Below are 23,644 nucleotides of genomic sequence, written 5' to 3'. Positions count from 1 at the left end.
AATTATTATTCAATGACTAACACCACTTACATGAAAAGCGATGAATTTGTTTCGTTTGAAGAAAAAAAGGTAGCATCTGAAATTGTAAACCTTCACCGAGAAGCATTTTTCAAGATTTCAAACAGTGATAAAATGCGCCCATTTTTTATGAGCATTGTTAGTGATTCAAATCACTGGATGTTCATATCAAGTAATGGCGGATTAACCGCAGGAAGAAAAAATGCAGAATATGCGTTGTTTCCTTATTATACTGATGATAAACTTACAGAGCTTGCAGATATTACTGGAAGCAAATCTATTTTTCAGATAAAGAAAGATGGTAAGTCCTTAATCTGGGAACCTTTTTCTATTCGTCAAACAGGACTTTATAAAATCAAAACCAACTTATACAAGAATGTTTATGGGAACAAAGTTGTTTTTGAAGAACGTAATTTAGACCTAGGTTTAACCTTTAGATACGAGTGGAATTCAAGTAACAAATTTGGTTTTGTAAAAAAATCGACACTAATAAATAATTCAGATAACACACTGCAAATAAAAGCTTTAGATGGGTTACAAAACATTGTTCCAAATAATGTTAATTCAGACTTACAAAATAGCAGAAGTAATCTTGTAGATGCTTACAAAAGAAGTGAGCTTCAAAAGGAAGTTGGTTTAGGAATTTATGCGTTAAGTGCTGTAATTGTTGATAAAGCTGAACCTAGCGAAGCATTAAAATCTAATATCGTTTGGTCGCATGGGTTAAACAATCCAACATATTTAGTGTCTTCATTACAACTTAATAATTTTAGAAGAGGCGGAGCTATTCAAGAAGAAGTTGATATTAAAGCGGAAAAAGGCGCTTACTTTATAAGTGCAGACGTAATCATAGAGGCAAAATCTGAGAAAAATTGGATGTTTGTTGCCAATGTAAATCAGTCTATTTCTGATGTTGTTCAAATTTCAGAATTAATTAAAACTGAAAAAAATATAAGGGAGGTTGTTGAGAGTGATGTTGAAGATGGAACCAAAAATTTAGTAGAATTAACAGCTTCTGCGGATGGTTTACAACTTACCGAAGATCAATTAGTAAACACAAGACATTTTGCCAATACACTTTTCAATATTATGAGAGGTGGTATTTTTGATAACGATTATCAAATTGAGAAAGGCGATTTTACAACGTATTTTTCAAAAGCAAACAAAACGGTTTTTTCCAATAAGAAAGATGTACTTAATAAGTTGCCAGAAGTATTTACTTTAAACGACTTAAAAGACATTGCAGAAAATGATAGTGATAAAGATTTTAAGCGTTTATGTTTTGAATATTTACCCCTTAAATTTAGTAGAAGACATGGTGATCCAAGTAGACCTTGGAACAAGTTTTCTATAAACACCAGAAACGAGATTGATGGCTCTAAAATTCTAGACTACGAAGGGAATTGGCGTGATATTTTCCAAAACTGGGAAGCACTTGCACATTCATATCCAGAGTTTATTGAAGGGATGATTCATAAGTTTTTAAACGCAACTACTTTTGAAGGTTACAACCCATACCGTGTTACAAAAGGTGGTTTTGATTGGGAAGTTATTGAGGAGCACGACCCATGGTCTTATATTGGGTACTGGGGCGATCATCAAATTATCTATCTGTTAAAATTCTTAGAGTTTATTGAAGACCACTACCCTGGCGATTTAGGTAAACGTTTTACTGAAAACATTTTTGTTTATGCTAATGTGCCTTATAAAATTAAAAGTTATCAGGATACTTTAAAAAATCCAAAAGACACTATCGATTTTGATTACGAATTGAATCGTGAAATTGATGAAAAAAGAGCCCTTTTAGGTGCAGATGGCGCATTGTTAACCGATGCAAACCAAAATATTTACAGAGTTAATTTAATTGAAAAACTGTTAGCAACCGTATTGGCAAAAGTGTCCAACTTTATTCCAGAAGGCGGTATTTGGTTAAATACACAACGTCCGGAATGGAACGATGCTAATAACGCTTTAGTTGGTAATGGTGTTTCAATGGTAACGCTGTACTATTTATATAGGTTTTTAAACTTCTTTGAAAATATTGTTGAAAACGCAGAAACGAATCAAGTTGAAATCTCTCAAGAATTATCGGTTTTCTTTAATGGAGTTGTTGAAACACTTCAAGAAAACTCAAATATTTTATCAGGAAAAATTTCAGATAGAGACAGAAAAACAGTGCTTGATGGTTTAGGTAAAGCAGGAAGTGAGTATCGAGAAACTATTTATGCTCATGGATTTTCAAGTGTAAAATCAGCATTAAAAATCGAAGAAGTTTCCAACTTTATAAAAGTTACTAAAGCCTATTTAGAGCACAGTATTACTGCTAATATGCGCGATGATAATATGTATCACGCCTACAATTTAATGACTGTTGAAAATGATAATGAGGTATCTATTTCATACTTATCAGAAATGTTAGAAGGTCAAGTGGCAGTGTTAAGTTCAGGTTACCTTTCGCCATCACAAGCTTTAAGTTTACTTGACGGACTTAAAGGTAGCGCATTGTTTAGAGACGATCAATACAGCTACATTCTATACCCAAATAAAGAATTACCAAGGTTTGATAAGAAGAATAATATTCCTTCAAACAAAGTGGAGCAATCTGCTTTATTAAAGCGATTAGTTGCAGATGGTAACAGACAAATTATAGAACAGGATGTTAAAGGTAATTTCCATTTTAATGGCAATTTTAATAATGCGAACAGCTTAAAATCGGCATTAAAAAATCTGGATAGTAATTATGATTCGCTTGTAGAAAAGGAAGAAGGATTATTGCTTCAAACTTTTGAAGACATATTCGATCACAAATCATTTACAGGACGTTCAGGAACGTTTTTTGGTTACGAAGGCTTAGGTTCTATTTATTGGCATATGGTATCTAAATTACTGCTTGCTGTACAAGAAAATTGTTTGTTAGCGATTAAGAATAATGATAGTGATGCCGTAATAGGTAGATTATTAGATCATTATTACGAAATCAACGCAGGTATTGGAGTTCATAAATCACCAGAATTATACGGAGCATTTCCTACCGATCCTTATTCACATACTCCAGCAACCAAAGGAGCACAACAACCAGGAATGACGGGACAAGTTAAAGAAGATGTTTTAAGCAGGTTTGGAGAATTAGGTGTATTTGTTGAAGATGGAAAAATTGTTTTCAACGCCAGATTATTGCAAACGAGTGAATTTTTAAAGAAACCATCGGTGTTTTGTTTTACAAATGTGAATAAAGAAGAACAAGAAATTAATGTTGAAGTAGGCTCTTTATGCTTTACTTATTGTAAAGTGCCAGTGATTTATAAACTTTCAAATGAAAACAGATTACAAGTTGTTTTTAATAATGGCAAGCAAATAGAATCAAATAAATTGCAGTTAGATTTAGAAACTTCAAAATCCATTTTCCAAAGAAAAGGAGAGGTAAAACAAATAATTGTTTCTATAAAAAAGGACTAATTAATGAGTAGTCTTAAGAAGTATATAATATTTTCAATAGTAATTATGATGTTTGGATGTAATGAAATACCAAAAACCGAGAAGCAATTATCCGCTGCCGATATTTTAGGAAATCCAAATTACCTAGCAATATCTTATGGTGGTTATAGGCAGAACACGCGAGAGATTCAGCCCACTGTAGAGCAGATTAAAGAGGATATGAAAATATTATCTGCTATGGGTATTAAAATCCTCAGAACTTATAATGTGCATTTCGCTCACGCATCAAATGTGTTAAAAGCTATATCTCAGTTGAAAAAAGAAGATTCTAGCTTTGAAATGTATGTCATGTTGGGTGCTTGGATAGATTGTAAAAACGCATTTTATCGCGGACATGGTGAACCAGACCATAATCAAGAAAGCGAAAGAAATACTGTTGAAATAGCGACAGCAGTCTCCTTAGCAAAACAATATCCAGATATTGTAAAAATAATTGCTGTTGGTAATGAAGCCATGGTGCATTGGGCAACAAGTTATTTTGTTCAACCAAGTGTTATTCTCAAATGGGTAAACCATTTACAAGAGCTAAAAAGTCAAGGTGAATTGCCAAAAGATTTATGGATAACAAGTTCAGACGATTTTGCATCTTGGGGTGGTGGTGACCCTAGTTATCATAAAAAGGATTTGGTAAATCTTATTAATGCGGTCGATTTTATATCTATGCACACTTACCCGATGCATAATACGCACTATAATCCAGAATTTTGGATGGTTCCAGTGAACGAAAAGGAATTGTCAGATCTCGAAAAAACAGAAGCGGCAATGCAACGTTCATTATTGTTTGCACAAAAGCAATACGACAGTGTTGTAAATTACATGAAAAGCTTGGGCGTAAATAAACCGGTTCATATAGGTGAAACGGGTTGGGCAACATTTTCGAATGAACACTACGGGAAAAATGGATCGAGAGCGACTGATGAGTATAAATCAGGTCGTTATTATGAGTTAATTCGCCAGTGGACTAATAAAAATAGTATATCTTGCTTTTATTTCGAAGCCTTTGATGAAAACTGGAAAGACGCCAAAAACCCTTCAGGCTCGGAAAATCACTTTGGACTATTCACGATTGATGGAAAAGCGAAATATGCACTTTGGAATTTAGTTGATTCCGGAGTTTTTAAAGGATTAACACGAAATGGTAGCACTATTTCCAAAACCTACAACGGAAATAAAGAAGCACTAATGCTTGATGTTTTAGCCCCAAAAGAAGAAGATTTAATAATGCACAAATAAACAATTACCACATATGGCAAAATTTGTCTTTACATGTATAGTTATTTGTTTCTGTTTGTCTTGTAAGATGAGTAAAAACACAAATTCTGTTACGTATACAGAACGTATAATTTATGTAAACAACCAGCCATACTTCATTAAAGGTATTTGTTATCACCCAGTACCAAAAGGGAGTAATCAAAGAAATTTCGATTCACTTTCTCAAGATTTGCAATTAATGCAAGAGGCGGGCATTAACACAATAAGAGTTTATGAACCTATTGATGATAAATCAGTTTTAGATGAAATTGATGCTGCAGGTATTAAATTAATTATAGGGTTTGGTTACAATCAAGGTGGTGTTTTTGATATAAAATCAGGTTCTTTTATTGATTATGTCAACACTTATAAAAATCATCCATCTATTTTAATGTGGGAGTTAGGTAACGAGTATAACTACCATCCAGAATGGTTTGAAGGCGATTTAAATATTTGGTATAAAGCATTAAACAGTGCTGCAGAACTTATTCATCAAAACGATAAAAATCATTTAGTAACTACGGCTCATGGTGAGTTGCCCGAAGAGTCAGTACTTGCTGCATGTCCTAATATTGATGTTTGGGGTATGAACGTGTATCGTTGGGACAAACCCGGAACCATTTTTCCGCAATGGAAAGCTATAAGTTCTAAACCTATGTACCTTTCAGAAGCTGGAGGAGATAGTTATATGACTATTTCAGATTATGGTTTTGAGGAAGGTATTAATGAAAAAGCACAAGCTACAGCCAATGCCAATATTTTAGATGAAATTTTTCAGAACGAGGATGTTTGCTCAGGTGTGGCCATGTTTTCGTTTACCGATGGCTGGTGGAAAGCAGGGAATCCAGACCAACAAGATATTGGTGGTTGGGCGCCAAATAGTAGTGGAGTGCCATATGATGGTTCGCCCAACGAAGAATTTTGGGGTATTGTAGATATAGATAGAAACAAAAAGGAAACTTTTAGTGTGATAAAAGCTAAATACACACTATTAAAAGAATAAAGAAATGAAAGCATTTAATTACGCATGGGTATGCATCGTTGCATTGTTAATTTCAAGTTGTAACAAGAAAGAAGAAAAGATGAACTTTGAAGTATTTGAAACATCGGCAAGTGGAAATAGTTTAACCAAAATTACAGAGTTTAAAACAGGTGACAGTCTGGTTACTATCACACTTAAACCTGAAGAAACTTTACAAACTATTACTGGGTTTGGTGGAGCCTTTACCGAGTCATCGGCGTATTTATTAAATAAATTAAGTAAAAAGAACAGAGACTCTATTCTTAAAGCTTATTTCGCAAAAGATGGTGCGCGTTACTCATTAACAAGAACACATATGAATTCTTGTGATTTTTCATTAACGAACTATTCTTATACACCTGTTGAAGGTGATAAAAATTTGGAACACTTCACAATTCAGGAAGATAAAGATGATTTAATTCCAATGATTAAAGATGCTTTGGCTGTCTCAGAAGATGGTTTTAAAATATTCGCTTCACCTTGGACAGCTGCACCTTGGATGAAAGATAATAATAAATGGGTAGGTGGTAAATTACTTCCTGAATATTATGATACATGGGCGCTATTCTTCTCAAAATATATTGATGCTTATAAATCTGAAGGTATTGATATTTGGGGTTTCACTGTTGAAAACGAACCACATGGTAATGGAAATAATTGGGAAAGCATGCATTTTTCGCCTAAAGAAATGACAGATTTTGTTGAATTTCATTTAGGTCCAAAACTAGAAGCCGATGGTTATGGCGATAAAATTATTTTGGGCTACGATCAAAATAGAGAAGGTTTAAAAGAATGGGTTGATGAGATGTATAGAGATGAATCGTCTTCAAAATATTTCGATGGAACTGCCATACATTGGTATGAGAGTACCTATGATTATTTTCCTGAAGCCTTACAGTACGCACATAATAAAGCGCCAGATAAATACTTAATAGAAACTGAAGGATGTATCGATTCACAAGTACCAGTTTGGAAAGATGATTCATGGTATTGGAAAAAGGAAGCAACAGATTGGGGTTATGATTGGAGAGAGCCCGAAAAGAAATATTTACACCCTAAATATGCACCAGTAAATCGTTATGCAAGAGATATTATAGGTTGTCTTAATAATTGGGTTGATGGTTGGGTTGATTGGAATATGGTTTTAGACAGACAAGGAGGTCCAAACTGGTTTGAAAACTGGTGTGTTGCTCCTGTAATTGTAGACCCAGATAACGATGAGGTTTACTTCACTCCGTTATATTATACTATGGCACATTTTAGTAAATATATAAGACCGGGTGCTAAAGTAATTTTGCACGAAAACACAGATGAATCATTAATGGCTACCGCCGTAAAAAATCCTGATGGATCAATTGTCGTTGTGCTATTTAATGAAACTAAAACTCCAAAGTCAATAAAGATATCTTTACAAGAAAACACCTTAGATTTCGCAATAGATGCACAGGCAATTCAGACTATTGTAATTCCTAATTAACATAAGATATTACTAAACTAAATAAACCAAAATAATATGAATCACACTGTAACCCCGTTAAAAGATAAAGTGCCAATTGGTCAAAAAATGGCGTTCGGTTCCGGACACTTAGTGCTTAATTTATTACCCGGAGCCTTAGCAGTATTTATGTTCTTTTTGGTAACCGCTTTTGGAATGGATCCATTTTTGGCAGGTTTATTAGGAGGGTTACCTAGAATATTTGATGCACTTACAGACCCAATCATGGGCTTTATCTCTGATAATACCAAGTCTAAATGGGGTCGACGACGACCATACATCTTCATTGGTGCTATTTTAAGCGGAATATTGTTTGCACTTTTATTTCAGATGAGTGAAGATAATTCAGTCATGTTCAATTTCTGGTATTTCTTATTAATGTCTTTATTATTTCTTGTTGGAAATACCATGTATGCCACACCATTGGTTGGTTTAGGATACGAAATGACTTCAGACTACAATGAACGTACACGATTAATGGCCTTTGCCAATACAGTAGGTCAAATCGCTTGGATGCTTGTGCCGTGGTTTTGGGTGGTAATTGCAGATCCAACAGTTTTTCCTATAAGTGAAGAAACATTAAGAACTATTGGCGAAATGGGTCTTTCTGGCGATGATTTATTAAAAATTACGAATGAAAAATTACAAGCTACAGGTGTTCGTAAATTGTCTATTTTAGTTGGTATAGGATGTGCTGTTCTTGGAATTTTACCAGCCTTATTTTGTAAAGGTATAGATGCAGGTAAAATGGAGAACAGAAAAAAAATAAGTTTAAAAACCCTATCATCAAGTTTTAAAGATTTATTTCAAGGAATTAAAGACGTGTTTCAAAACAAACCATTTATGAAATTGTGCGGTGCTACGTTTTTAGTCTTTAACGGCTTTCAAATGGTGGCTTCATTTAGCTTTTTTATTATAGTATTCTATATTTATAACGGTGACTATGGAAATGCTGGCACTTGGCCCGCTTGGTTTGCTTCGTTTACAGCAGTTGTAACTGCCTTTGCTGTTATTCCAATCATATCTCGTATATCAAATAAGTGGGGAAAGCGACAAGCTTTTATTATTTCTACAGTCATTTCTATTATTGGGTATTGCCTTAAATGGTGGGGCTTTGATAATGCACTCAATGCAACGTTTAACCAATCAGCAGTTGGACAGGGCTTAAATAATATTGTTGGTTCAATATTTGAGTCTATTAATCCATTTTTAGATAGTATTGGTATGTCTTGGTTTAGTATGGATGTGAGCCAGGGAGGACCATGGTTAATGTTTTTACCAATTCCTTTTATGGCCTTTGGTTTAGGCGGCTTATTTACTTTAATGATGAGTATGACGGCAGATGTCTGTGACCTTGATGAACTAGAGAATGGAATGCCACGAAAAGAAGGAACCTTTGGTGCTATTTATTGGTGGATGGTAAAATTAGGGCAAGCAATTTCACTTGTATTAGGCGGTGCCATTTTATCCTTAGTAGGTTTCGATGAAGGTGCCGTGTCTCAAACTGCTGAGTCAATGTTTCGATTACGAATAGCTGATATAGTTATACCTGCATCTACAGCGGCAATTGCTATTTGGATTATGTGGAAATATAGTTTAAACGAAGAAAGAGCAAGAGAAATTAAAGAAGAATTAATAAATCGAAGAGGAGAATTATAATTTATTAAAACGAGGAAAGATGTCATATAGAGCGGATAAAATATTGTCTCTAACAGGAGGCGAACTCGAGAACAAAACAGAAAAAGGATTAAGAAATACATTTCAAAGAGTCTTAAAAGGCGGTATGCATGGGTTGTGTTTTAGTGCTTATGAAGAAGGGCAAAAAACAGGCGATCAACTAACCGAGAAACAGATTAGACGTCGCATGAAAATTATTAAGCCTTATACAAAATGGATTCGCACATTCTCCTGTACCGAAGGTAATGAGCTTATTCCAATTATTGCCAAAGAATTCGGAATTAAAACAATGGTTGGTGCTTGGTTAGGTAGCGATGCCGAAATAAATAAAAAGGAAATAGAAGGATTAATACATCTGGCAAATAAAGGTTTTGTAGATATAGCGGCTGTTGGAAACGAGGTGATGTATCGCGGTGATTTAACTGAAGAAGAGCTTTTAAGTTTTATGTATCAAGTAAAAAAAGCAATTCCTAAGATTCCAATGGGTTATGTGGATGCCTACTACGAGTTTGCAAAGCGCCCAAAAATTACTAAAGCTTGCGATGTTGTTTTAGCCAATTGCTACCCGTATTGGGAAGGCTGTAGTATAGAGTATTCTTTAATTTATATGAAGGATATGTTTGCTAGAGCTGTTAAGGCGGGTAATGGTAAAAAGGTGATTATTACAGAAACGGGATGGCCTAGTCAAGGCTTAGGTTTATTAGGAGCCAAACCATCACATGAAAATGCCATGAAGTATTTTATCAATGCGCAAGAATGGTCGAAGGAAGATAATATCGATATGTTTTATTTTTCCTCGTTCGATGAATCTTGGAAAGTGGATTCTGAAGGCGATGTTGGTGCTTATTGGGGCTTATGGGATAAGGATGAAAACCCAAAGTTTTTACAAAAAAAGCTTGCAACAAAAGTTAAAAAGTTGCTATTCTGATTGTTAAGATTGAAATAAAATCATTAAGCATACATACAAATATATTTTTAACCACAACATTACCACAACATTTGCTTTTTTGGCATTTTAATAAAATTTAATTGAATGCTTGAAAACATTAATTTCACTAGTGTTTTGAGAAATTAATAAAAAAGTAACATTATTTTTAATGATGTATGATTTTTGTAAAGGTGTTTTTTGGTTAATCGTAAAATATTATATGTAAATTTATGAATACTTAAACTAAATATTAATTAAAACTAAATTATGATGAAAAAAATTACTTTATTCTTTATTTTATTAACGGCCTCTTATGGTTTTTCACAAAACACGGTAACTGTTGATGTGAATGCTACTTGGAATGGGTTTATGAACGTGTTCGATAATCCCGCAGACGGTACACCTAATTGTGGCGGCGGATACTGCTTTGGAAGCGGATGGGCTGTTGCTGATTTAAAAACTGTTATCGGTGGTAGTGATATTACACTGCAACCTAATTATAACGGTTATGCAAATGCTGTTGGTGGCACAGATGGAGATAGAGATTATTGGACAAACTCTAGTGATGGTGGAGTTACTGCTGGACCATTAGGTAATAAAATAATGGAAGCTTCAACGTTTGTTGAGCCTGGTGCTGGGTTTAATGGACAAGACCTAACATTTACGGGAAATGTGGTTTCTAATACTATTGGAGGAAATTGGACTGCTGAATATTTTATTAAAGCACTTGACCCTAATGCTTCATTTGCAGATGCATTAAATGGTGCTTATGTAATAACACTACCAGCATCGGGTACGTTTTCGGTAACAGTTACAGGTGCAGAATTGGCACCAGGATTAATAGTTCAGTATGGGTTTAGAATTTATGGTATTAACGCTAACCCTGCTAACGAAGGAGCTAATGGAAGTGTGGTTGTTGAAGGTGTTACATTAGGAACTGAAGATTTAACTAAAGTGTCATTTAAATCCTACCCTAACCCAACAAGCGATAGTTGGACTGTGAAATCTAAAGATGTGAATATTACGTCGATTAACGTATTTGATGTATTAGGAAAAAATGTACTTACCTTATCACCTAATTCTGATGAAGCTACTATAGATGCATCTTATTTAAAATCGGGTATATATTTCGCAAGAGTTAGTTCAATTTCTGGAACACAAAGCATTAAGCTTATAAAAAACTAGCTTGTCTTAAGTTATTACTAAAACTATAATAAAGCCACATTAGCGTTTGTTAATGTGGCTTTTTTTATGATATCCAAATCATATTAGCCTATATAATTCTAATTATTAAAATACACGTATTATGAAAAAATTTACTTTATTATCAATCGCGCTAATGTTTCTCACCTTTGGGTATTCACAGAATCTTGCCTTAACTGGAGTTGCAACGGGGTCAAACGAAAATCAACCTGCCAGTAACGCCATTGATGGAAATGTTGGAACACGCTGGGAAACTAGTTTTTCAGACCCACAATGGATAACTATCGATTTGGGAGCTAGCTACGATATTGGTCAGGTTGTTTTAAATTGGGAAGGTGCCTTTGCAAGTACTTATGAAATACAAATTACCGATGATGCTACTTTCACAACCTACGCAACGGCTTATACAACTACAACTGGAAATGGTGGGATGGATGTTATTCCAGTGAGTGAAACTGGGAGATATGTTCGTATGTATGGAACCGTTAGAGGTACACCTTATGGTTACAGTTTATGGGAATTTGAGATTTATGAAGCTGTCGACCCATTAACAGATACAACCTTAAGCGACCTTACTGTTAATGGTTCAACTGTAGCTGGGTTTTCATCAAACACCTTGAATTACAACGTAGAATTACCACAAGGCACAACAGTTGTTCCTACGGTTATTGCTACTACATCTCAAGCGTCTCCAGCATCGGCTGTAGTAACTGATGCTAGTTCACTTCCAGGAACTACCTCTATTTTAGTTACAGCACAAAACGGAACCGATACTATGACTTATAACATAAATTTTACAGTTCAAATTACGCCTATGAGTCAAACATTCGATTTGACTTTTGAATCTGGAACTACTGGTAGTGTTGCGTCCAGCTGGAATGTATTTGAAAATGATTCCAACCCACCATTTGAAGTTGTGGCAAACCCTAATGCATCTGGTGTCAATACTAGTGCAACTGTTGCTAAAATGACGACACTAACTACAGGAGCACCTTGGGCAGGTTGTGAAACACAACATGGTACAATCTGGGAATGGAAGTTAGATGGGACTACTACAACAATAACAATTGATGTTTATAAGCCGGTTATTAGCGATGTTACGGTTAAGATGGTAAATACTACTTCCGGAACTGTTTTTCAGATTGCACAGCCAAATACGATGATAAACACATGGGAAACATTAACTTACGATATATCGAGTTTTGTGGCTAGTGGTGATAATAATAATGTAGACCAAATAGTTGTTTTTCCAGATTGGCAAGACCCTAGAACTACGGAAAATATTTCATATTTCGACAATATTTCATGGGAAGGGTTGATAACAGGAGCAGCACCGTCCCTTGGAACGACCAATTTTACACCTATTGCATTTAAAGCATATCCAAACCCAACTAAAGATAGTTGGACTCTTAAATCTAAAGATTTAAATATTACTTCAATTAACGTATTTGATGTTTTAGGTAAAAATGTATTATCGTTGAAACCAGATGCTACTGAAGTAAAAATGGATGCATCTTATTTAAAATCAGGAATTTATTTTGCTAAGATAGATACTGCGAATGGATCTAGTACTTTAAAACTGGTAAAGCAGTAGTATTTTAAAAATTATATTACCAACAAAAAATCCCGAAAACATTTATGTTTCGGGATTTTTTTGTGGTACCTCCAGTACTTTTTTTAAGTGGAAACTATTTTACTTTATTTTAATCAATGTTATGTTAGCCTCTTTATTTTCAGGGTTTAAATGAGTTTTCAAATAATTTAATTACATTTGGAGTAATCATAATTAAACAGAATGTTGTCCCTTTTGTTGTCCCTTTATAAAATTATAAAACTTATTACAATATGAATAAATCTATTAGTTCAACTACTGGAACAATTAAATATAGATTAAAAGATATACATGCCAAAGGGCAAACATCGATAATTTTAGATTATAGCTTTGGACGTAATAAAAGGATAAAGTTCGCTACAGGGTACAAAGTTAGTCCTAAGAATTGGGACAAAACGCATCAAAGGATTAGGGCTATTGCTACTATAAATAATCGAGAAAAGGTGAATAGTGATTTGTTGAAATTTTCTGCTGAATTTTTAGATGCTGTAACAGGTTTAAATGAAGAAGAAAAACAAAGTAGACAAATTTTAAAATCAATCCTTATTAATATTATTCGAGGAGGCGATGATACTAAAAAAGCTTTTACTTCATTTTTTGAGTTCGCTGATGATTATATTGAACGACGCGAAAAACAATCTAAGACTATAAGTTCTGTAAAACTAAGTATAATTACTGTAAGGTCTTATAAACAAACAATTAACCGATTAAAAGAATTCAATAAAAAGGTTAACTACAATTTAGATTTTGACAGTATAGACCTTAAATTTTACTACGCTTTTGTGAAATTTTTAGAGGATACTAATTATTCAATAAATACTATAGGGAAGCATATCAAAAATCTTACAACGATATTGAATAAGGCAACTGAAGAAGGAGTTAATACCAATCTTAAATATAAAAATTCTGAGTTTAAGGTGTTATCGGAGGAATCTATTTCAATATATTTAACAGAAGCAGAAATTGATAGTTTGTATAAAGTTGATTTATCTAAAACTAAGGACTGGGAATTGGCAAGAGATATTTTTTTAATAGGATATTATACAGGGCAAAGAGTTTCAGATTACAATGGAATTAAGATGGAGCAAATAAAATCTTTTAATGGAAGAGGAGTAATTGAATTTAAACAACAAAAAACGAATAAGCTAATATATGTTCCATTACATTCTCGAATTAAAGAAATTATGAATAAGCGGTACAATGGATTTCCACCTCCAAAACTGAACGCACCAGATATTAATGAATTTATAAAAGAGGCTGGTAGGAAAGCTGAGATAGAAGAACCAATTATAATTAAGAAAAAAGTAAAAGGTGAAATAATCACAGAAACTGTTCCAAAATTTAGTTTAATCCAATCTCATACAGCTAGAAGATCCTTTTGCACTAACGCATACTTGTCTAAAATGCCAACGATAGATATAATGTCTATAAGCGGTCACTCTACAGAAAGAGAATTTTATAAATATATTAAGGTTACACCTCAGGAAAGAGCTGTGAAAATTGCTGACAGTGCTTTTTTTAGTAACTAAATTCGCTAATAATACTATGAATTACAAAGAAGCCTTTGCAGTAAATGAAGTTGCATTTAATAAATTATCGGAAGACAATCAATCTGAAAACTCGAAATACCAGTTAAATAATTTTGATTTTTACGAACCAAAACTTATTGAAGATTTTTATTTAAAATACTTCATGCATGATTTACTCATCAAAACTGATATTTTAGAGTTAAGAGAATTTCTTGAATATCACTATGATTACTGCGATGCCCCCGAAAAGTATTATTCAATACTTGATGTTAAAATAATTCCAAAGATTGAAGAACTTGTCGATAATGCTCAACCAAATTTAAATGGAAGAGGATATTATGATGAAAAGCCTTTAGAATATGGTTTTATTGAAAGTGAAGGGGTCATTAAAAACTGGGATTATGATTATCCTCACATGATGCATCTAGCAGGATGGAATCGGTTACAAAATGATTTTAAAAAGAGAATCCAAATTATTCATGGATTTATTGACGAATATAAAAACAATGCTCAGCCTAAACTATTAAATTGGAAAGCAGGTCCTTCTCAATTAGCTATAATTATAAGAGAGTTAATAGATAAGGGGTATATGGAAGCTGATATGCATAGAGGAGAGATTAATAACTCAAAGTTATCTAGAGAATTGTTTAAAGCTTTTTCAATTAATGACTGCGATACATCAAAATCGATAGAAATATATTTGAGCCCTAATAACAAAAAATATAAACAAGCAAAAGAAACTTTTGACAATAGAGGATTTAACATTCCTGATGCTAAATTTACCTAGTATATATACTGGCATATACCCATAAACTCTATAATAGCTTATGTTGTAGAGTATTTTTGTACTGTAAAATATTAAATACAGTTCAAATGAAGTCAACACAACTGCATGTTATTGAAACTACTCCCGAGGAGCTTACTGACAACATCTTAATTGGGGTTGATAGTAAATTAAAGGAGTTTTTTGATAAATACCAACCATCTAAAAAAGATGAAGTAGAGCTTCTAACGGTTGATGAAACCTTAAAACGCTTAAAATGCTCCAAACAGGCCTTATGGAATTGGAGAAAAAATGGTGTCCTTCCAAGCTATCGTTTGGGTAACCGTGTTTACTATAAAATGAGTGATATACTAGCCAAACTTGTAAAGCAGGAATAGAATGGTCGGGTTTATTTTTCTACACAGGGATATATTGGCATGGGAGTGGTATCAAAAACCAGAAGTTTTTCGATTATTTATCCATTTACTATTAAAGGTCAACTATACTGATAAAAAATGGCAAGGAGTAGATGTAAAAAGAGGACAATTGATAACTTCAACTGCTCATCTAACTTCCGAATTAAAGTTGTCTCAACAACAAATAAGAACCGCACTAAAAAAGCTTGATTCCAGTGGTTATATAACACGCCAACCAACAAACAGATTTACCCTGATTACTGTTGTGAACTATGACAAAATGCAGTCTATAGATGATGCAAGCAACAAGCCAAACATACCTCAAACAACTAACAAGCAACTTTCAAATAACAAACAACTAACAACAACTAAAGAAAGTAATAATAAAAAGAACAGAAATAATATAAAAATAGAGGAGCGCAAGAAAAATTTCAAAAAACGAGTTTTTGAACACTCTCATTATTCAGATAAAATTTTAAATGATTTTTTCAATTATTGGAGCGAGGTTAACCTAAATAAAAAACAAATGCGATCCGAGGTTGATGAGTTTTTTGAGGTGGGAAAACGTTTAAAAAAATGGGCGCAAAATGAAAGACGACCCAATTTTCAATCAGAATTAGGAAAAAAATTATTAACCAATAGGTAATTTACTATGTTTAGAGATGGTAAAACAGAAAAAATAAGCCAAGTTATTAATGCGGTGGTTAATGACCACAATAACTGCCAACGAATTGTGGCAAAGCCTTGCTTGCCAATTTCAAAACAAGATTTGTGGTTACGGTTCTTGGAAACGTTTAAGTCATTAACTGGTAAGCGATTGATTAATGACAAGCAAACTAAAAGTAATTTAAAAGTACTGTTTTATTATTTCCTACGCGATGATGATTTTTTTACTTGCAAAAATTTGCACGCTGACATTTCAAAACCGTCTTTCGATAAAGGGTTATTGATAATTGGAGCTACAGGAGTAGGTAAAACAGATTATCTAAAAGTTTTTGAAAAAATTTTCATCGAGTTTCATCAATATAGATTTAAAGGAGAAAATAGTAACGATTTAGTTACCCAATACGAAACTTGTGCAACACCTTCTGATAAGGAATTATTTTTTAGAAGGCACCAACGAAAACGACTTTTTATAGATGATATTAACTCGGAATCAATTGCCAGCAACTATGGGAAATATGACGTTGTTGGAAATATTTTAATGTCCCGTCACGAAAAAAAATTAATCACTTATGTAACAACTAATTACTTGACTGATGAAAAATCTTTGACACACACGCTTGAAGCTTTAGGACATAGATATGGTTTTCGACTTTACGATAGACTGTTTGAAATGTTCAATTTCATAGAGTTTCACGGGAAAAGTTACAGATGACAAAAGGTTAAATTAAACTTTATTTAACGGATAAAAACCAAAAACACCATGGAAAATCAAAAAAATTGTAAACATTGCAACGAATTGTTCACCCCAAGAAGACGCAACCACCTATACTGTGTTAGTAGCTGTAGGACCATGGCTAGCTATAAAAGGAACAACTATAAATATATAGCTGGACATTATCAAAAGGAAAAGAATACAAACCAAGGAAGCTTGCCTGTACCTATTACGCAAAAAGTTGAAGAGTCTATTGCTGCCCTCGAAGCTCGTGTAAAAAAATTGGATGGTGTTAACGTCTCCTCAGTTACTAATTCTGCACTGGGTTCATTAGCAGCAAACGCAACAATTAATGGTGCGAAACGATTGTTTGCCCCGAATAGCCTTCCAGCAACGAAAGGAGATGTTGCTGCTTTAAAAAATGAGCTGAACGAGTTAAAATTGATGTTTAGAAACTATAATAGTAACAAACTTCCTTTTTAAAATAATTTCTTGCCTTAAAATTACCACAAGATTTGTTACTTTTATGCAACCGCATTATTGGTAATTTAATTTATGGCATTATTCCAAACTTCTGTATTAAAAGCCTATTTAGCCCAACAAGGTAATTTAGTATTAGAACGTGCTTATAAAAAATACATCAAGTATTTTCATAATCCGGAAATTCAAGAAAATATAAAAAACTCTAAAGAAGAGCAATATCAAATGATTTAGTATATTTTTATGAAACAAGTTATAATTATTGGTAATGGGTTTGATATTGCGCATGGTCTTCCAACTAGTTTTAAGAATTTTTCAAAGTTTCTTTTGGAGGAAATTCTAATCTCAGATTTAGAGCAGTTCGTTTTGAAAACTGGAACAAGTGATTATTATACAGATGGTATAAAGGGAATATTCAAACAGCATTTATTTCCTGTAGGCTATAACAATAATTATTCATTAGAAGGAGTACTTCTCAACTTATCAAAAGAAAATTTTAAACTATCATTAATCAATAATAAGATGATATTTTTGGAACATCTTAAAAATAAATTTTTATCAAAGTTATATAGAGAAGAAGAAGAGTTTTGGTTTGATGTAGAGTCAACATATTTTGATATGTTAAGTAATATACGCAAATCAAAAGATAAGAACTCTCATAAGGACCAAGTATTAAGATTAAATGAAGAACTAATTCAAATAAAAAACTTGTTGCAAGAGTATTTGGCAACATTGAATGTCAATTTTGATAGTCCGGTTTCTAATTTTATAAAGAGTTTATTTAAATCTTTCCAAAACGAAGGAAACACAAATGATATAGTGGTTATTGATTTTAACTATACCCAAACAATAAGAAGTTTTGATGTTATAGGTTACGAACATTATCCAATACATGGTACATTAGATTCAGAAATTATATTTGGTTGGGGTAATGATAAAGATGGGGATTACGTCGAAATTAAAAATTTAAGAGATGATAATTTTTTAACAAACTTCAAAACTCATCACTATTTGAAAAACAATTATTATCAATTAATTTATAATAGTTTAATAAGAGTCAAAGAGAAATTTAATATTCATGTATTAGGTCATTCTCTCGGGCTTACAGATAAATCTTTATTGAAGGAAATATTTGAATCGCATAATTGTGAAAGAATATATTTATATTTAAGATCAGACAAATATAAATCAGAATTAGAGGATAATAAACAAATTGAAGTTGAAAATGAGTTTACTAAATTAACCATGGCAATTTCAAGGATTATAGATGATGAGATGGCTCGAGTGAAGGTTGTTAATATGAAATATTCAAATTATTTCCCAAAAAGAGTAAAATAAAACTTTACATCAAACTAGGAAACTTTTTCCTTAGCTTATTCAAATGTGTTCTTCGGCTTGTTTGAAATCAACAAGAAAAAAGCCCAAGACCTACAAACCCAAATAACCCAAACAGAAAAGCACATTGACCAAATGGTGTACGATTTATATGGCTTAACAGAGGAGGAGATTGCTATTGTTGAGCAATCATAATTTTAACGGTGTATAATTGACTTGTTATAAAATTTTTGCACAACCATTGCATTAAATAATTTATATCTTTGCTATAATGAAACTTTTAGCCTTCATATTATCACTTTATATTTTCGCACTTAATTTAGCACCTTGCGAAGATAATGCTGCGCTTGATAATGAAGTTAAGACCGAAATTTCTCAGGCTATTGGAGACGACCACCAGCATCAAGATTCAGATTTGTGTTCGCCCTTTTGTATTTGTCAATGTTGCCATATAAATGCAACACACTTCAAATTTGTAAACATAAAATTTAATACAATTTATATTTCTACTCAAGATTTTTTCTATCTAAGCGGTACAGAAAAAGATTTTACTACTTCAATTTTACAGCCACCAAGGGCATAATTCAGTTTATTAAAGGAAACTATATCCAATTTCGAGCCTTTATGGTTCTTTTCATTTCGTGTAATTCAAATTCTTATATCAGAATTATATCGAAAAGTTTAACTGAATTAAAACATTTTCTATGATTAATAAAATCATTGATTTTTCAATCAATAACAAATTCATTATTGGTTTGCTAACGCTTACCATTATTGGAGCAGGTATTTGGAGTATGACCCAAGTACCCATCGATGCTGTTCCAGATATTACCAACAACCAAGTGCAAGTTATAACACAAGCACCTAATTTAGGTACTGAAGATATTGAGCAAATTGTAACCTATCCAGTTGAGGTCGCAATGAGCAACCTTCCCAATGTACAGGAAATTAGGTCGATTTCCCGTTTTGGATTATCTGTGGTTACTATAGTGTTCAATGATGATATGGGAACATATTTGCCGCGACAATTAGTGGCAGAAAAACTAAACGAAGTAAAAGACCAAATTCCAGCGGGTTTTGGAGAACCCACAATGGGTCCTATTTCCACAGGTTTAGGAGAAATTTATCAATACACACTTAAAGTAAAACCAGAATATAAAGACAAATATTCGGTTACTGATTTACGAACGATGCAAGATTGGATTGTACAACGTCAAATGGCAATGGTAGAAGGTGTAGTTGAGGTAAACGCCATAGGTGGAAAAATTAAACAATACGAAGTCGCTGTTGATCCAAACGATTTAAACGCTATTGGTTTGACTATTACAGATGTATTTAATGCACTTGAAGCTAATAATCAAAATACAGGTGGTGCATATATAGAAAAAAACCATCAAGCTAATTTTATTCGAGGAGAAGGATTAGTGCGTAGTTTAGAGGATATTAAAAAAATAACGGTCAAGAACGTTAATAATATTCCTATAACCATTGGTGATCTTGCCACAGTTCAATTTGGTTCTGCAATTCGCTATGGTGCATTAACACAAGATGGTGAGGGTGAAGTAGTTGGTGGATTAGTGATGATGCTCAAAGGGGCTAATTCCAATGATGTTATTGCCAATGTAAAGGAGCGAATGGCTCAAATAGAAAAGTCGTTACCTGAAGGAATCATTATTGAATCGTTGTTAGACCGAAGTAAACTAATTGGTGAAACAACCTCTACAGTGGCGACCAACCTAATTGAAGGCGCGTTAATTGTTATTTTCGTTCTTATTTTCTTATTAGGAAACTGGCGAGGTGGTTTAATAGTTGCTTCAACTATTCCATTATCTCTATTGTTTGCCTTTATATTGATGAATGTATTCGACGTGTGGGCAAATCTAATGAGCTTGGGTGCGATAGATTTTGGTATTATTGTAGATGGCGCGGTAATCATAGTCGAAAGCACTGTTTTTCTTATTGCTTCCCAAGTTTTAAAAAAGAAGAATCTCACATCAAAGGAAAGAGATAAAGTAGCATCAAATGCTTCAAAAAAAATGATGAATGCTGCGTTTTTCGGTCAGCTTATTATTCTTATTGTGTTTCTTCCAATTTTGGCATTAGAAGGCATCGAAGGCAAAATGTTTAAGCCAATGGCATTGACCTTTATTTTTGCTATGATTGGTGCAATGGTACTCTGTTTAACCTACGTTCCAATGATGTCTGCATTGGTGTTAAGAGCACCAAAAAGCGATAAAAAATCATATGGAGATAGATTTGTGCATTGGGTTGAGGATAAGTACCAACCCTTATTGGTGAAGGCATTGCAAAAAGGAAAATGGATTATAGGTATTGCAGTCGTGCTATTCGGAATTACAGTCTTTATGTTTACGAGAATGGGTGGCGAATTTATTCCACAATTAGATGAAGGAGACATTGCATTTCACGCCATTTTAAAACCCGGAAGTTCTCTAACTGAAACGATTGAAACCACTACAAAAATTGAACAAATTGTAAAAGCAAAGTTTCCAGAAGTTGAAAAAATAGTCAGTCGAATTGGTGTTGCCGAAATTCCAACAGACCCAATGCCAATGGATTTAGCCGATGTTTTTGTAATTCTAAAGCCAAAAAGCGATTGGACAACCGTTGAAACAAAAGACGAACTCATTGAAAAAATGAAAGAAGCTGTGGAAATAATTCCTGGTGTTAACTATGAATTTACCCAACCTATTGAAATGCGATTTAATGAACTGCTTGAAGGTGTTCGTGAAGACATTGCTATTAAACTTTATGGAGAAGATATAGAAGTGTTATCTCAAAAAGCAGAAGAAATATCTAAAATTATTGCTGGTACAGAAGGTATTGGCGATATGAAAGCGGAAGCTACAACAGGCTTACCACAAATGACCATTTCGTATAACAGAAATAAATTAGCACAATACGGACTTCAAATAAATACCTTAAACCAAATTGTACAATCAGCATTTGCAGGAGGAATAGCAGGAACTATTTTTGAAGGCGAAAAGCGATTTGATTTGGTGGTCAGGTTAAGTTCTCATAACCGTAAAGACATAACAGATGTTCAAAATTTGTTTATCAACTTACCTTCTGGTGCGCAAATTCCGCTTCGCGAAGTAGCTGATATAAGTTACAAAGGAGGTCCAATGCAAATCAGTAGAGACAATACAAACAGAAGAACTTATGTAGGTATCAATGTAAGAGGTCGTGATGTAAAATCATTAGTTGGCGAAATCAAAACTAAATTAGATGCACAATTAGAACTGCCATCTGGATATTTCATTCGCTATGGTGGAGCTTTTGAAAATTTAGAACGTGCCAGCAACCGTTTACAAACCGTTGTTCCTATTGCCTTGTTGCTAATTTTCATCCTCATATTTTTTGCTCTAAAATCGTTACCACAAACCTTAATGATTTACATAGCTATCCCAATGGCAACCATTGGTGGTGTTGTGGCATTGTGGTTACGTGATATGCCTTTTAGTATTTCGGCAGGAGTCGGTTTTATCGTTTTATTTGGTGTTGCGGTTTTAAACGGATTGGTAATGATTAGTGGTTTGAATGAATTAAAAGAAGAAGGAGTTACTAATCTAAAAGATAGAATTATAGAAGGCACAAAACGAAGAATTAGACCTATAATGTTAACTGCTTTTACAGATGTTTTAGGCTTTCTACCTATGGCAATTTCAGCATCAGCTGGTGCAGAAGTGCAGCGACCTTTAGCAACCGTTGTAATTGGTGGTTTGTTAACCTCTACACTATTAACATTATTCGTTTTACCTATATTGTATCATTGGGTAGAAAACAAATCATTCAATTTTAGAGCTAACAAAAAGGTAATTACAGTTACTGCTATGGTGGCTTTTATGTTTTTGTTGCCAATAACAGGAAACGCACAACAAATAAATGATTCGTTACCTATTATTTCGATGCAAGAAGCTGTGAAATTGGCTAAAGAAAACTATCCAAGTTTAAAACAACAGCAGCTTGAAATTGATAAGAAACAACAATTAAAAGGAACTGCATTCGATTTTGGTACTACCCAAATTTTTACGGGAGGTGAAGAAATTAATAACGGAAATGGTATTTACACCACTATTGGAGTTGGTCAATCAAATATTGATGTATTTGGTATAGCACCAAAGAGAAAATTACTTGAGCAACGCATTCAATTAGCCCAAAAAGCGTTTCAACTTTCAGAATTAGATTTAGAATTGGAAGTAAAGAAAGCGTGGGCAAATGCTTTACAGAGTAAAAGGAATTATAATTTATACAAAGAGTTAGATTCTATTTATACCAACTTTGAAAAAGCAGTTGCTTTAAATTATGAAGTAGAAGCCATTTCTAAACTGGAATATGCAGCAGCTAAAAATCAAGCTTTACAGATTCAGAATAAATTTATGCAATCAAAAAGTGAATATGCTATTGCATTACAACAGTTAAACCTTTGGTTGGTTTCAGATGATTTTTTCACAGTTTCAGATGAAATTGATATAGAGAGCGAATTAAATGTAGAATCCTTTAGTTTAGAAGCACACCCTTTATATACAATTTCTCAACTTCAAGTCGCAGAAGCCGAAGCAAACTATAAAACTGCTAAAGCCGAAAATTTACCAAAGTTCAACCTTCAAGGTGGTTTGCAAAAAGTAAATGGAAATTCAGGGTTTTATACCTATCAAGCTGGTATTTCAATACCTTTTTTATCAGGTACAACAAAAGCGCAAGTTAGAACAGCAAAAATTGATAGACAAATTGCCGAATCAAATATGCAGTTCAAGCAAAAGGAAGTGCAATCTAAATTTAATCAATCCAAAGAAAATTACCAAAAATGGAAAACATCTTGGCTGTTCTATAAGAATGAAGTATTACCACTTATTAAAGAACAAAAAACTGGTGCTTTGTTTGCCTATAGAGAAGGAGAGATTGATTACACAACGTTTACACAACTTATAAAAGAAGCTATTCAATCAGAACTGGAAGCACAAACAGCTTTAGTAAATTATTTAGAAAGCACATTTCAACTACAATATTTTAATCAATAAGACA

At 33.3% G+C, this 23,644-nt stretch carries 19 protein-coding genes; all 19 read left to right on the top strand.

Annotated elements, in window-relative coordinates; translation table 11 throughout:
* Positions 1–12 precede the first annotated feature (12 nt).
* Positions 13–3,474, top strand: coding sequence for a 1,3-beta-D-glucan phosphorylase, GH149 family (locus L3X39_RS13325; RefSeq protein WP_237232353.1), 3,462 nt, complete (start codon positions 13–15; stop codon positions 3,472–3,474).
* A gap of 3 nt (positions 3,475–3,477) precedes the next feature.
* Positions 3,478–4,746, top strand: coding sequence for a glycosyl hydrolase family 17 protein (locus L3X39_RS13320; protein ID WP_379840353.1), 1,269 nt, complete (start codon positions 3,478–3,480; stop codon positions 4,744–4,746).
* 67 nt (positions 4,747–4,813) lie between these two features.
* A complete protein-coding gene (locus tag L3X39_RS13315; protein WP_237232352.1) occupies positions 4,814–5,767 on the top strand; it encodes a glycoside hydrolase family 2 TIM barrel-domain containing protein in 954 nt (317 codons plus the stop codon).
* Between the two features lie 4 nt (positions 5,768–5,771).
* Complete coding sequence (locus L3X39_RS13310; protein WP_237232351.1) at positions 5,772–7,262, top strand: glycoside hydrolase family 30 protein; 1,491 nt, start codon at positions 5,772–5,774, stop codon at positions 7,260–7,262.
* Between the two features lie 36 nt (positions 7,263–7,298).
* Positions 7,299–8,939, top strand: a complete 1,641-nt coding sequence (locus L3X39_RS13305) for an MFS transporter (RefSeq protein WP_237232350.1) — start codon at positions 7,299–7,301, stop codon at positions 8,937–8,939.
* Positions 8,940–8,958: 19 nt separating this feature from the next.
* Positions 8,959–9,885: a glycoside hydrolase family 17 protein gene (locus tag L3X39_RS13300; RefSeq protein WP_237232349.1), complete on the top strand. Its 927-nt coding sequence runs from the start codon at positions 8,959–8,961 to the stop codon at positions 9,883–9,885.
* A 270-nt stretch (positions 9,886–10,155) separates the two neighbouring features.
* A complete protein-coding gene (locus L3X39_RS13295) occupies positions 10,156–11,070 on the top strand; it encodes a T9SS type A sorting domain-containing protein (RefSeq protein WP_237232348.1) in 915 nt (304 codons plus the stop codon).
* A gap of 121 nt (positions 11,071–11,191) precedes the next feature.
* Positions 11,192–12,682: a T9SS type A sorting domain-containing protein gene (locus tag L3X39_RS13290; protein ID WP_237232347.1), complete on the top strand. Its 1,491-nt coding sequence runs from the start codon at positions 11,192–11,194 to the stop codon at positions 12,680–12,682.
* Between the two features lie 251 nt (positions 12,683–12,933).
* Positions 12,934–14,229, top strand: coding sequence for a site-specific integrase (locus tag L3X39_RS13285; RefSeq protein ID WP_237232346.1), 1,296 nt, complete (start codon positions 12,934–12,936; stop codon positions 14,227–14,229).
* A 16-nt stretch (positions 14,230–14,245) separates the two neighbouring features.
* Positions 14,246–15,016 carry a hypothetical protein gene (locus L3X39_RS13280; protein WP_237232345.1) on the top strand — a complete coding sequence of 257 codons (771 nt, stop codon included), beginning with the start codon at positions 14,246–14,248 and terminating at the stop codon, positions 15,014–15,016.
* Positions 15,017–15,102: 86 nt separating this feature from the next.
* Positions 15,103–15,390 carry a helix-turn-helix domain-containing protein gene (locus tag L3X39_RS13275; protein ID WP_237232344.1) on the top strand — a complete coding sequence of 96 codons (288 nt, stop codon included), beginning with the start codon at positions 15,103–15,105 and terminating at the stop codon, positions 15,388–15,390.
* 1 nt (position 15,391) lies between these two features.
* Positions 15,392–16,054 carry a hypothetical protein gene (locus tag L3X39_RS13270; RefSeq protein WP_237232343.1) on the top strand — a complete coding sequence of 221 codons (663 nt, stop codon included), beginning with the start codon at positions 15,392–15,394 and terminating at the stop codon, positions 16,052–16,054.
* 6 nt (positions 16,055–16,060) lie between these two features.
* Positions 16,061–16,786 carry a P-loop NTPase family protein gene (locus tag L3X39_RS13265; protein WP_237232342.1) on the top strand — a complete coding sequence of 242 codons (726 nt, stop codon included), beginning with the start codon at positions 16,061–16,063 and terminating at the stop codon, positions 16,784–16,786.
* Positions 16,787–16,924: 138 nt separating this feature from the next.
* Positions 16,925–17,269: a hypothetical protein gene (locus L3X39_RS13260; RefSeq protein ID WP_237232341.1), complete on the top strand. Its 345-nt coding sequence runs from the start codon at positions 16,925–16,927 to the stop codon at positions 17,267–17,269.
* A gap of 72 nt (positions 17,270–17,341) precedes the next feature.
* Positions 17,342–17,500: a hypothetical protein gene (locus L3X39_RS13255; protein ID WP_237232340.1), complete on the top strand. Its 159-nt coding sequence runs from the start codon at positions 17,342–17,344 to the stop codon at positions 17,498–17,500.
* 9 nt (positions 17,501–17,509) lie between these two features.
* Positions 17,510–18,604, top strand: a complete 1,095-nt coding sequence (locus L3X39_RS13250; protein ID WP_237232339.1) for an AbiH family protein — start codon at positions 17,510–17,512, stop codon at positions 18,602–18,604.
* Positions 18,605–18,661: 57 nt separating this feature from the next.
* Entirely contained in the window at positions 18,662–18,796 is a 135-nt protein-coding gene (locus L3X39_RS14760) for a DUF8810 domain-containing protein (RefSeq protein WP_262910991.1), read from the top strand.
* A gap of 76 nt (positions 18,797–18,872) precedes the next feature.
* Positions 18,873–19,184: a DUF6660 family protein gene (locus L3X39_RS13245; RefSeq protein ID WP_237232338.1), complete on the top strand. Its 312-nt coding sequence runs from the start codon at positions 18,873–18,875 to the stop codon at positions 19,182–19,184.
* Positions 19,185–19,305: 121 nt separating this feature from the next.
* Positions 19,306–23,640: a CusA/CzcA family heavy metal efflux RND transporter gene (locus L3X39_RS13240; RefSeq protein ID WP_237232337.1), complete on the top strand. Its 4,335-nt coding sequence runs from the start codon at positions 19,306–19,308 to the stop codon at positions 23,638–23,640.
* The last annotated feature ends 4 nt before the right edge of the window (positions 23,641–23,644 follow it).

The organism is Flaviramulus multivorans (genome assembly GCF_021728415.1).
GTDB classification, from domain to species: Bacteria; Bacteroidota; Bacteroidia; order Flavobacteriales; family Flavobacteriaceae; genus Sabulilitoribacter; species Sabulilitoribacter multivorans.
This window is presented reverse-complemented; position numbering and strand designations above follow the sequence as displayed.